Origin of the sequence: Polyangium sp. y55x31, from assembly GCF_029946505.1 — a bacterium.
Lineage (GTDB): Bacteria > Myxococcota_A > Polyangia > Polyangiales > Polyangiaceae > Polyangium.
Genome location: NZ_JARZHG010000004.1, coordinates 65,945 through 78,270 on the forward strand (window position 1 = coordinate 65,945; position 12,326 = coordinate 78,270).

At 66.9% G+C, this 12,326-nt stretch carries 6 protein-coding genes and 1 pseudogene; 1 reads left to right on the plus strand and 6 read right to left on the minus strand.

Features of this window, described 5'->3' with window-relative positions:
* Positions 1-56 precede the first annotated feature (56 nt).
* Positions 57-2,186: an excinuclease ABC subunit UvrC gene (gene uvrC / locus QHF84_RS09270; RefSeq protein ID WP_281312848.1), complete on the plus strand. Its 2,130-nt coding sequence runs from the start codon at positions 57-59 to the stop codon at positions 2,184-2,186.
* A 183-nt stretch (positions 2,187-2,369) separates the two neighbouring features.
* Here the strand turns inward: uvrC and QHF84_RS09275 are convergent, their stop codons facing one another.
* The 6 genes and pseudogenes from QHF84_RS09275 to QHF84_RS09295 form a co-directional block, all read right to left on the minus strand.
* Positions 2,370-6,968, minus strand: coding sequence for an MYXO-CTERM sorting domain-containing protein (locus QHF84_RS09275; RefSeq protein ID WP_281312849.1), 4,599 nt, complete (start codon positions 6,966-6,968; stop codon positions 2,370-2,372).
* A 117-nt stretch (positions 6,969-7,085) separates the two neighbouring features.
* A pseudogene (locus QHF84_RS50235) lies at positions 7,086-7,229 on the minus strand (hydrolase); the annotation flags it as partial.
* 193 nt (positions 7,230-7,422) lie between these two features.
* Positions 7,423-7,938 carry a hypothetical protein gene (locus QHF84_RS09280; protein WP_281312850.1) on the minus strand — a complete coding sequence of 172 codons (516 nt, stop codon included), beginning with the start codon at positions 7,936-7,938 and terminating at the stop codon, positions 7,423-7,425.
* 95 nt (positions 7,939-8,033) lie between these two features.
* Positions 8,034-11,009: a hypothetical protein gene (locus tag QHF84_RS09285; protein ID WP_281312851.1), complete on the minus strand. Its 2,976-nt coding sequence runs from the start codon at positions 11,007-11,009 to the stop codon at positions 8,034-8,036.
* A gap of 152 nt (positions 11,010-11,161) precedes the next feature.
* Entirely contained in the window at positions 11,162-11,785 is a 624-nt protein-coding gene (locus QHF84_RS09290) for a hypothetical protein (RefSeq protein ID WP_281312852.1), read from the minus strand.
* Positions 11,782-12,294 carry a hypothetical protein gene (locus tag QHF84_RS09295; RefSeq protein ID WP_281312853.1) on the minus strand — a complete coding sequence of 171 codons (513 nt, stop codon included), beginning with the start codon at positions 12,292-12,294 and terminating at the stop codon, positions 11,782-11,784. The genes QHF84_RS09290 and QHF84_RS09295 overlap by 4 nt, the downstream gene beginning before the upstream one ends.
* Positions 12,295-12,326 lie beyond the last annotated feature (32 nt).

The window sequence follows — 12,326 nt, forward strand, 5'->3', positions numbered from 1 at the left end:
GCGTCGCGTCAAGCCAGAGCTTGCTAGGAGCGCCGATCCGGCGCTAGACGAAGGACGTGTCCGACGACGCACGCGCTCCCGAGCCCGAGACGGATCCGGTCCTCGCGAAGCTCGACACGCTTCCCGTAAAGCCCGGCTGTTACCTCTTCTACGACAAGACCGGGGCCGCGATCTACGTGGGCAAGGCGAAGAGCCTGCGCTCGCGCGTCCGCAGCTACTTCCAGGAGGGCGGCAGCGACTCGCGGTACTTCATCCCGATCCTGCGCAAGATCGTGCGGGACCTCGAGACCGTCGTCACCTCCACGGAGAAGGAAGCGGCCGTCCTCGAGAACGAGCTCATCAAGAAGCACAAGCCGCGCTTCAACGTGAAGCTCCGGGACGACAAGGACTTTCTCTGTCTGCGGATCGACACGAAAAACCCCTGGCCGCGCCTCGAGACCGTGCGCCGCCCCTCGCCCGACGGCGCTCGTTACTTCGGCCCCTTCCACTCGGCGACGAGCGCGCGCCGCACGCTGCACCTCGTCAACAAGCACTGGAAGCTCCGCACCTGCACCGACCTCGACATGGCCTCGCGGCGCAGGCCCTGCTTGCAATACCAGATCAAGCGTTGCCCCGCGCCGTGCGTCTACGAGGTCGATCGCGACGAATACGCCGAGCAGGTCCGCTCCGTCTCGCTCTTCCTCGAAGGCCGCCACGACGAGCTCACGGGCGAGCTCGAAAAACGCATGAAGGAAGCGGCGCGCGCCATGGAGTTCGAGCGCGCGGCGATCTACCGCGACCAGCTCAAGGCCGTCGAGAGCGCGCGCGAATCGCAGCGCGTCGTCTCCGTGAAGGACGTCGACCAGGACGTCGTCGGCCTCTACCGCGAGGGCTCGATCGCCGAGGTCGAGCTCATCAAGGTCCGGAGCGGCCGCGTCGCCGACACGGTCTCGTTCTCCTTGCGCGGCGTCGAGCTGCCCGACGAGGAGATCCTCGGCAACTTCCTCACGCAATACTACGGCGACGAGGCCGAGGTCCCGGTCGACGTCATTCCGGACGAGATCCTCCTGCCCGTCTTGCCGGACGGCGCCGAGGGCGTCTCCGAATGGCTCGGCGATCGCCGGGGCCGCAAGGTCGCGCTCGTCGTGCCGCAGCGCGGGCCGCGCGTCGAGCTCCTCGCGATGGCGCGCGAGAATGCGGAGCACGCATTCAAGGAAAAACAGCGCGCCTCGGACGACATCGAGGCGCGGCTCGACGACCTGCGCGAGCGCTTGCGCCTGCCCTCGCTCCCGCGGCGCATCGAGTGTTGCGACATCTCGCACCTCGGCGGCGGCGACACCGTCGGCTCGATCGTCGCGATGAAGGACGGCCAGCCCGACCGCAAGCATTACCGCAGCTTCCGGGTGCGCACGAAGACCGAGGGCGACGATTACGCCGCGATGTACGAGGTCCTCGCCCGCCGCTTCCGGCGCGGCCGCACGGCAAAGGAGATCAAGGAGGCCGAGGTGGCCGCGGAGGCAGCGGCAGAGGCGGCCGCGGAGGCGGATCTCGCTTCGGAGGCGGCGGCGATCGCGGAGCCGGGGACGGAGATCGAGGCGGCCGCGGAGGCGGTCGACGAGGCCCGAACGGAGACGCCCTCGGAGCCGCCGCCGCCGTCGTCGGGGAAAAAGGCCGAAGCGGAGTGGGATTTGCCGGACCTTTTCGTGGTCGACGGTGGCCGGGGGCAGCTCAATGTCGCGCTCTCGGCGGCGCGTGATCTGGGCCTGCATGAAATGCCGATCGTGGGCCTCGCAAAGGAGCGGGAGAGCGTGATCGGCGAGAAGATGGTCGACCGCGTGTATTTGCCTGGCCAGAAGAACGGCATCTTGCTCCGGCCGGGCAGCTCGTCGCTGTTTTTCCTGGCACGCGCCCGCGACGAGGCGCACCGGTTCGCGAACCACATTCGCGAAAAGCTCGGCAAGGCGCGGCGACTTCGCTCCGAAATCGAGGACATCCCCGGCCTCGGCGACGCCGTGCGCAAGGCGCTCCTGCGCGAGCTCGGCTCGATGACGGCGCTACGCACGGCGACGGATGCGCAGATCCTCGCCGTGACGGGCGTGACGAAGCGGCATTTGACGGCGATCCGGAAGGTGATTGCGGCGCCGGGCGTGGCGGCGGCGCCGGTCGAAGGGGGCGAGCCTCCGAAAGAGGGCACGGGCGAGGGCTGACGATTCATCCACGAGGTGACGCGACGAGGTCAGGTCACGTGGAGCTCGGGATGATGGGGGGGTACGAGGGGGATCTCACGCGCTCGACGGTCACGACGCATGACATGCAAGAGGGCCCGGGAGCCTTCCCTGCAATGGGCCCCGGACGCGAGGGGTTTGCGACGTCCGGGGCTCATGCGCACGTCATGCGGCCGCGCGGGGCCTTCGGCGCCTCATGCCCAGGGCCACGAGCGCGAGGACGAACGAGGCGCCGAGACGCGACGAGGTCGATTCCCCCGCGGTTCGGCAGCTACAGTTGACGGAAGCGGACGGCGGGGCGCTTGGGCCGCTGCCGGTGCTCGTGGTGCTGCCCGTTCCCGTGTCGGCACCGCCATTGCCGCCGCCACCGCCGTTGCCGCCGCCACCGCCATTGCCACCGCCGCCGGTGCCGCCATTGCCACCGCCGCCGGTGCCGCTACCGCCATTGCCGCCGCTCCCGCTGCCCGCGTCGGGCTTGGGCGCGCAGGCGCCGAACGTCGTGTCGCAATAGTACCCGGTCGCGCACGATGCGTCGTCCGTGCAGCCCGTGGCGCATGCTCCTCCGACGCACGTGTATCCCTCGGTGCATGCCTCCGCGCTGCCTGGCACACACGTCCCCTGACCATCGCACAACGACGCGCTCGTCTGCATCACGCCGTCGCACGACGCAGGCGCGCACGCCGTACCCGCAGGCCACAACGCACAGGCCCCGTTGCCGTCGCACGCGCCATTCTGCTTGCACGTGGACGGGACCTGCACCGCGCACTCGTTGTCGGGATCCTGGTTCAGGGCCACCGGCCCGCAGCTCCCGTCCTGCCCTTGCCCTTTTTTCGCCGCCGCGCAGGCCTGGCACTTGCCCGTGCACGCCGAATCACAACAAACGCCATCCACGCAGAAGCCCGACTGGCAATCGAGCGCCGTGGCGCACGCCTGCCCGAGCCCGCCCACGACGGCGCACACGCCCGCGTTGCAAACGTTCCCCGGCAGGCAATCCGCGCTCGATGCGCACGAGGTCTTGCAGGCCCCGTTCACGCAGACATAGGGCGCGCAGTCCTTGCCGGCGAGCTCGTTCGTGCACGTCCCTTGACCGTCGCAGACCAAGCCCTTCATCGCGTTGCCCTGACACGAGGTCGGGCCACACGCGACGCCCTGGGGCCAGAGCTGGCACGCGCCGCCGCCATTGCAGAAGCCCGTGCTGCCGCAGCTCTCCTGCGTCTGTGCGGGACACTCGTCGTCCGGATCCACGCCCACCGCGACAGCGCCGCAAACGCCGTCCGCGCCGGAGCCCTTCTTCACCGCCGTGCAGGCGACGCAGAGGCCGGCGCACGCCGTATTGCAGCAGACCCCGTCCACGCAGCTCCCCGACTGGCATTCGGATGCGACCGTGCAGGCCTCGCCGTCCGGCACGAGTAGCTTGCACGTGCCGCCGATGCAGGCCGAGCCCGCCGAGCAATCGAAGTTGGTGGTACAGGCATTCTTGCAAGCGCCGCCCGCGCAGGTGTACGGCGCGCAGCTCTGCGGGGCGCCCGAGGATACGCAGCCGCCGAGCCCGTCGCAGGCGCGGGCCTGCACGGCATCGCCGGAGCAGGCCGGATCGCAGGTCGTCCCCGCCGGATGCAGCGCGCAGGCCCCGCTCCCGCTACACACGCCCGTGGTGCCGCAGGTCGACGGCGCCTGCACCGCGCATTCGTTGTCCGGATCGACGTCGACCGCGATGGGCCCGCACGTCCCGTCCGGGCCCGCGCCCTTCTTCGCCGTCGAGCAGGCCTGACAGGACCCATCACAGGCAGTATCGCAGCAGAAGCCATCCACGCAGAAGCCCGAGAGGCATTGCGAGCCCTTGAGGCACGCGGTTCCGTTCGGATCCAGCGTGTCCACGATACGGGCCCTGGCGCGGAATGCCCATACACCAGGGCTCGTGTCGGCGGCGCTGTACGCCACGAGGACCTTGCCCTTCGGCCCCGCCGCGATGGCGGGCGTCCGCTCCGGCGACACGCCGCCTGTGATGAGCAGCCCAGCGGGATCCACGACGACGCCGTCCGGGGAGATGCGGGCAGCATAGATGTCATCCTGGTCCTCTCCGTTGCGCTCGTCCTCCCATACCGCCACGTACTGGCTGCCGTCCCAGGCCACTCTGGCCTTGTCCTGGACGTTCGTCTTGGACGAGATGGTAAAGAAGGAGCCGAGGAGGGTGCCATCGGCCGCGACGCGCAGGCCCCTCACATCACCGCCGCTGTCGAGCACGAGCCAATCGGTACCATTCGAGGCGATATCCGGGATGCTAAAGTAGTACGCCATCACCGTGCTGAGGACCACGCCCGCGGGGCTCACGCGTCGGACCCCTCCAGCCACCCAGGTTCCAGGCGACCAGGCGACGAGATAGTCGGTGCCATTGTACGCGATGGAAGGCACACTGTATTCGGGGTCGATATCGAAGCCCAGCGGATCGAGCACGGTACCGGCCTGCGAGACGCGCGTGCCCCGGATGCCGTCGTTGCTGTCCCTCCATACCACCATGTAATCCGCACCTGCCGGGGCGATGGCGGGCTCCGCTTGCTGATAATCGTGCTTGCCGATGGCCAGGCCGGCAGGATCCAGCACCGTGCCGCTGGCCGAGACGCGGGTGCCGTAGATGTCCCAGGCGAGGGACGCGTTTCTCGCATCGGTCCAGGCCACCAGCCAGTCCGTGCCGTTGGAGGCGACGCTCGGCGCGCTCTGGGCCTGCGCGTGGGTCGTGATCGCGATCCCGTTCGGATCGAGGACCGTGCCGCTCGTGTCGATCCGCGCGCCGTAGATGTCGGACTGCGGGCCGGTGCGGTAATCGGTCCAGGTGACGAGCCAGCTCGACCCATTGTAGGCCACCGCCGGATCGCCCTCCCTGTTCTTGCCCAACGAGAGCACGGTGGGCGAAGCGCCGATCAGCGCGAGCGAGCTGTCGAGCCGGAGGGCGACGATCTCGTTCCCGCGGCTCATGGTCAAGAGGAGGTTCGTGCCGTCGTTGCTCGCGGCTAGCGCGTTTTCGTTATTGTAGTCGAGCGGGCCCGTGTAGACATAGGCGGACGCCTTCACCACGCCCATGGCGTCGATTTTCGTGACGCCGATGGTGAAGGTCGTACCTTGCACTTCGGCCCAGAAAACGTAGTGGTGGCCATTGAAGGAGGTCGCGGCGAAGTTCTCGAAGGCATAGTTCGCGGCGCTGCCCGTCAACGCCTGCCCGGTGCCGTTGCCCGGGAGCGTCAACCAATAAACCTTGACCTTGTTGAGCGCGCTATCGCCACGCGCCCAGAAAAGGGCCGCCGTCGTCCCATCGCTGGTGACCTCGAGAGGGGCCGGCGTGGAGGCGCTCGGCACGGCGATGGGTGCCGGGTCGAGCGGCGCGCCTGCCGGCGTGAGCCTCACGTAGTGGGGCGCCGACCACTGTTTGAAGAAGAGACGCACGTCCCCACCGTACATCATGATCCTCGGTGAGGAATACTCCACGGAAGATGCATTGGCGACGGTCGTGGTGGACCCCACCGTGCCATTCGAGCTCACCAGCGTCACCTGGATCCCGTACACGCGATAGGCCACGATGAACGTCGAACCGGTCCACACGATGTCCGGCCCCTCACCGCTAGGAGTAGGGTCGACGGCAAATCCATTCGGATCCTGAACCACGCCGCCGGCGCTCACGCGCGCGCCGAAGATGCCTGTGTCGTTCGGGCGGCGGTCGTTCCACACGACCATCCACTGGGTCCCATCCCATGCAAGAGCGGGCTCGGTCTGTTCTCCCGCCGCCGCCGAGATCACGATCCCATTCGGATCGAGGACCACGCCCGCGGACGAGACACGCGTCCCGAAGATGTCGCTGGAGCCTACACGCATGTCCGCCCAGACGACGAGGTAGTTCCCGTTTCCATAAACGACGTCGGGTTGTTCCATGGGCCCATACGCCTGTCCGCTCACGGGCACATCGATGGCGATCTCGGGCCCGATCACCGGGTCGAGCACGGCCGGATACGCGCTCGCCTCGACCGCGGCGGCAGGGACGGTGATCACGATCGCGCCGTCCTCATGGGTCACGGACACGTCCGTCTTCGTCCCGCGGGCGTCGATCCACGTGGCCTTGCCATAACGCACGCCCGCGCCGGTCGCCTCGTCCTTGAAATGCAACCCCCCCTCGGTCGCCCCCGCGTAGGCCAAGCCGGAGACATCGAGCCGCGCCACGAGGTCGCCCTTTCCCGCAGGCTTGTCCGCAAAGGAAAAACTCTGCTCCACGCCCTCTTCGGTATTCTCCAGGTGCTCGACCGCGGCGCCGCGCGTGATCTCGATCTGCCCTTCCTCGTCGATCCCCGCGCGCGGGGCGGGCCCGAGCAGCGACGCGCCCCCGCGTGCAATGTCGGCGAGCTTCACGACGAGCGGCGCGTCCGAAACCTCGCCGCCCTTCTCGCCGGAAAGCACGGGCGCGACGCGCAACTCGCTTGCATTCGCCGTCACCGCGTACGTGGTATGCCCCCCGGAGAAGCGCTCGCCTTCGGGCCGGAAGGCGAAGTGAGCGCGCCGCATGACGCCGGCCAGATCGATGTCGGGAGCTTTGGCGTGGTCGTCCTCGCCGACCGCTGGCGCGGCGGGCGCCGGATCGCTCGGTGGTTCCCCCTCTGAACGCTCACACCCTGGCACGGCGAGCGCGGCTCCGCCGAGCAAGAGCAAGGCCGTCGTGATGAACTGTCGGAATCCGGTGCGCACCCTCGGGTGGCCCGATGTCCACTTTTGCACTGGGTTCATGGCAACCCTGACACGTGGCACGGGGGTGCATCCGCTGCAAGAACAATTACACGTTTCGCAAACAAACCAGGGAAACCGGGGACGCCAGCGGCGGGGGAGACGAGGAGCTCCGCGGAGCTATCTGGCCTGATGGAGGCCGAGGAGCTGCCACTCCCAGGCGGTCACGACGCCGGTCGCGCCGCCATGTTGTCCCAGAAGATCAACCATGCCCGCCACCGTCTTCTCGCGGGCCCAGTCGCGCTGCCACTCTCCGCCCACGGCCTACACGCGCTTCCGCATCGCAAACGCAATCCCACTCTGCAACGTGCTGCGCGTGACGATGTTACCGAGATCCACATCGAGACCGATGAGCGCCTGGGCCACCTCGGGGCGAATCCCCGTGAGCACCACCTCCGCGCCAATGCCGATCGGCTGGCCCGTCTGCTGGTTCCCCCCGTGGCCATGGCGTCGGCGTTCAACGCGCCGATACTTTGGCGCCGAGCCCGGCCATCTGCTTATCCATTTGCGTTTCCAGCTCGGTTGCGAAATCCGCGCAGAAGGACGCTCGGAGCCAATGCGGCCTTCGACCCATCACGACCGTGGACGCGCTGCTCGCGGCCACGGCGGTCACCTGCGCCGCCTTCTGCGGGGTAATCACTCCATGAACCGCGTGGCGGATCGGCATCCAGACGAACACCTGGCAAGACCAGGCATTCGAGAAAAAGATGCTCCGCCCATCCATGAACTTCAGCGTGGCGCCCGCGGCTTGCCATCCTCCTCCCGCTTGGTCCGTCCCGCCATCGGCGACGACCGTGATGAATGGGAAGGAGGACTCCGAGATCCCGCCAATCCACACGAACGCACTTTCAGCCTCCGCGACCTCTCCCGTATCCTCCGCGACGTCCTCGGGTGCCGCCTGCGCAATCGCGGGAACGGCCGCAAAAAACGCGGCGACCATCCACGCAAACCAGGACTTGCCAGCTCGAACCATGTCTCCTCCTCCCCGGCAGCGCCTGCCGAGCACGCAGGGCTACATGGGTCCGCCCGGCATCGCGTCGATGATCGGATCGCGCTCCGTGGGAAGGTTCAGCCGTCCTCGAATGCGCTCTGGTTGAACAGGGACCGATGGGCGTGGTGGGCCTCCACCCGACGCGCCAGGGCGTGCCGCCCGAGGGCCTCATACCCTGCGACCATCAGCTCCAGGGCCTCGGCTTGCCAAAGCGGGGGCCGCTCGTCCTGGGGCGGCCATGGATAGGAAGCGTGCAATTCCCGCCCGAGGGCCAGCGCATATCGAGGATCTCCGTCCGCGAGCTCTCGCTTGGCGCGCGCAATCCAGCCCGGCAGCTTTGCCTGGACCTCGTCCGCCGCATCCTGGTACTTCGTCAGCGCGCCTTCGAGCTCCATTCCTTGGGAATCTCCCTTGTCGGTCCAGATGCCGAAGAGACCCACCTCATGGTCCACCGCGCTCCGCTCCTCGTAGGACCAGCGCATGGCGGCGCGGTCCTCCCGTCGAATTCGCGCTTCGTGCTCCGCGAACCCATCCAGCACCTCGAGCAGCCGCCGCGCCAGGAGCATCTCTTCCTTTCGGCAGTGGAATGCACCCACCTCGTCTTCGAGGACGCCGTTCACCCAGGCGCGAATCTGGTCCAGCAGTGTCTCCCCGCGCCAAACCTGGAAAGCATTCTCGACGAGCATCAGGCCGCTCGGCGTACAGGACGGATCGTCGTAGATCAGGGCGAGCCGATGGTCGGAGCCGGCTGCCGCGACGAGCAGGCACTCGGGGGCATCGCACGGCTGGACCCGGTGCAGTCGCTCGTCGAAGCCCTCCTTGACCTTTCGATCGAGCCCGCCGTCTTCGAATAGCTCCATCACGCCCGCGGGTTCGACGCTGAACAGCTCCCGGAAACCACGCGCCTCGGATTCCTGCAGGCTCGAGAAATAGGCCCACGCGAGCGCGACATGTTTGGGCAAGCGGAACCCGTACGTCTTCTCCACCCGCGCCGCGACCGCCGGGAAGCGCAAAAGGGCGGTCTCCAGCGCGGCGGCCCAGCGACGCTCGTCCTGCTCCGCGTCCGAAGGGTGCTCGGCCTCCAGATAGGCCCTGTATTGCTCCTCCTTGTTTCTGCCGCCGTTCTCGAGACCGTCCCGGATGGCCCACGCGAAGTCCTCCTCGGAGGTATTCGCTTCATCGGCCCACGCGTGGGTGCTCCACAGGTCATTGATATCCATCCCTTCGAGGAAATCCTGGTCCGCTCCGTTCGCTCGAAGGCGTTCGATGCACGGCTTCCAGCGCCTCGCGACGTCCGGGAACCCCTTCTGCCAGCCGGCGAGGAACGCGCGAAAGCGCTGCACGGAGACGTCGCTCACGTCGTACGGCACGGCCGAGGTAATCTTCGTGGCCGATCCGTCCTCGGGGTCTTTGCGGGTGAAGGCCAGGTTCATCGTGAGGATTCCATCCTCGAGCTGGATACAGTCGCTCGGATCCGCGACCTGTCCGTCCGCGGTCTCGAAGCCCAGCTCGTATTCGCCGCGCCGGATCAGGAAGGGAAAGTAATTTCCCGAAATCGCCGCGGCAAACTCGAACCCCAGCGGCTCGGTGGCGGGATCTGCGTCCTTGTAGGCGTCCTTCATGAAGATCCCACGATTCGCGTGGTGAACCTCCACTTTGCGCGCGAGCGCGCCTCGCCCGAGGGCCTCGTACGCGGCCACCATCAACGAAAGCGCCTCGGCCTGCCAGAGGGTGGAGACGTTCTGCCGATCCGGGACGCCGCAGGCGCAATGGAGCTCCCGGCCGAGCGCCAATGCATATCGCGGATCTCCTTCCGCGAGGAGCTGCCTGGCGCGCGCGACCGCCTGCGCGACGGCCTCCTGGGATTCGGCGGCATGGATGTCCGACGGAATCTCGAAGCCCGCGCCGTCCCCTTGGTCGGTACAAATGCCGACCCCCGAGCGAAGCTCCGCCATCTGCGCGCGCTCGCTGTAAGGCCAGCGCATCCGGGCGCGATCTTCTTCGCGGACCTGCTCCATGTATTCTTCGAACTCCTCGATCGCCTCCAGGAACAAGCGGACGCTGAAGAACATGTCTTCGTCGATCTCCCCGTCATCATTCCTCAGAAGCGCGGGGTACGTGACGAGCTGCCTTGCCCAGTCCCGGAAGAAGTCGAAAAAGGTCTCTCCAATCCAGCGGGACTTGTCTTCCATGTCGTAGACGACCGCGCCGCTGGGAAGGTAGGCCGGATCGTCATAGAAGAGCGCAAACGCGCTGAAGTCCCCGCAAAACATGGTCAGGGCCTCCGGCGGGAAGGCCGGAGCGACGAAATGCATCCGCGGATCGAAGCCCTCCTCGAGCGGCCGCCGGAAAGAGGCCTCCGAATAGAAGTTGAGCACCCCCGAGGACAGCGTATAAGGGCTACAGCCGAGGAGCCGGCGAGGCGCCTTCCACTCGCGCGCGGAGAGGCTCGAGAAAAAAGCCCAGGTCAGCGCCGCATGCTTGGGCAGGAGAAGTCCGTAGGTCTGCTCGACCCGGGCCGCCACCTCCGCGTGGCGAGCCATGCATTGTTCGACGGCTTCGGCGCGCCGGCGCCGGGCGTCTTCTTTGCCCTTGGGCCGCGCCCGGAGCAGGAAGGCCTGGTAGCCCTCCTCGGTCTTCTCGAGGAACGTCCGGTCGTCCTCGTCCTCGGGACAAGGCGTCAGGAACGCCCGCTCGAAATCGTCCGCGGTCACGTTCGCCGGATCGTCGAGCACCTCCGGACGCGCCACGCCGGGGTCGTGCTCGAGGGAGGGGAACGCCCGCCGGAAGCCCTCCAGATAGGCCGCCCAGCGCTCCTCGGAGAGCTTCGTCAGGTCGTACGTCCTCGCAAACTCGCAGACCCCGGAGATGCTGCCATCGGGCATTCTCGTCAAGAGCCCGTAGGTCAGGGTGAGGGTATCGCCTTCGATCTCGATGTCGTCCGATGGCGAAGTGTTTTGAAGAATGACGTCCCTGAACCCGAAGGTGTCCCCGTCGTGCTCGAACGGGAAGAACCGCAAGGTAATCTCTTCGATCTGGCGGGCAGTGAGCATGGTCCTCGATGGTGGGGCGGGGCGAAGAGGCCGAGGTCGGACCGCGGGTTACGACGACGCTTTGAACTGCAACGGGCGTAGGTAAGACAAACTGCCCCTGGACGTCAAGAACAGCCTCGCGCGACGGCTACAGCCTGGGCTGATCAGCTGGTTCAGCCGTGCTGTTTGCGCGGAATCCAATGATCGTTGATCAAGCAATCGTAGATCGTCGCCGCACCCGGCACGCGATTCTCGTGCTGCAAATCCGGGACGATCCGGTACCCGATATCGGGCGGCATGAGCTCGTATTCCGGGAACGTGGCTACGATCTCCTGCACGAGCTTCTCCGCGTACGGTTGTTCCTCTGGCGTGAGGTCGAAGCGCTCCTCCCATGGCGTCGAGAGCCGGCAACCAACCGAATCGACCTCGTCGCGCCAATGGAATCCGCCGCTGTGGAGCACGTAGCAGGGCGCGAGAAAGCTCACGTGAAAGGTAATTGCGTGGCCTCCGACCTCCTTTGCGATCGTCGGAAGCCATAGATCGGCCGCATAACAGGCCCCCTCGGGAACTTCGGCCAGATACATGACCTTGTTCGCGACGCCGCACTCCGGCAATCGCTGGCTGAGTCGGTCGAGGAAGCTCCGCCATGACAGATAGTTGGCAACCGCTTGCTGGCGCCGTTCCGTCAACCGTCGGATCTCCGCGGTCTCTTTGTACTCCGGTTGGTAGGGGTAGATGCCCAGAGGCGGATAAAACTGGCGAGCGAGCTCGCTCAACTCCTCCGGCGAGTGCTTCATTGTGCGTTTACTCTAGCCCCGACCCTCGTCATCCGCATGTTCAGCTGAGCCTCCAGTTCGGTTGCAAAGGCTGGGCAGTACGTCGCTCGCAGCCAGCTCGACTGGCTACGCATCACGATGCTGGACGCGGCGGTTGCTGCTTCTGCGGTGACCATGGCAGCCCTCTGCGGGGTGATCACCCCATGAATCGAGTGCCGGATCGGCATCCCGACGACCACCTGGCAAGACCAGGCATTCATGGAGAATATCCGCCGGTTGTCCACGAAATTCAGCACGGCGAGGGCTGACTGCCACCCGCCAGCCGCACCCGTCCCATCATCGGCGACGACCGTGACGAATTGAAAATAGGCCGGAGAAAATGCGCCAGCCTCCACGAACGCACGTTCAGCCTCCTCGACCTCTTCCGTCTCCTCGTCGGTGTCCTCCGGCGCAGCCTGCGCAATCGCAGGCACCGCCGCGCAGAACGCGGCGACCGTCCACGCGCACCAGCGCTTGCCATATCGAACCATGGCTCCCCCTCCCCAGCAGCGTCCGCTGGGCA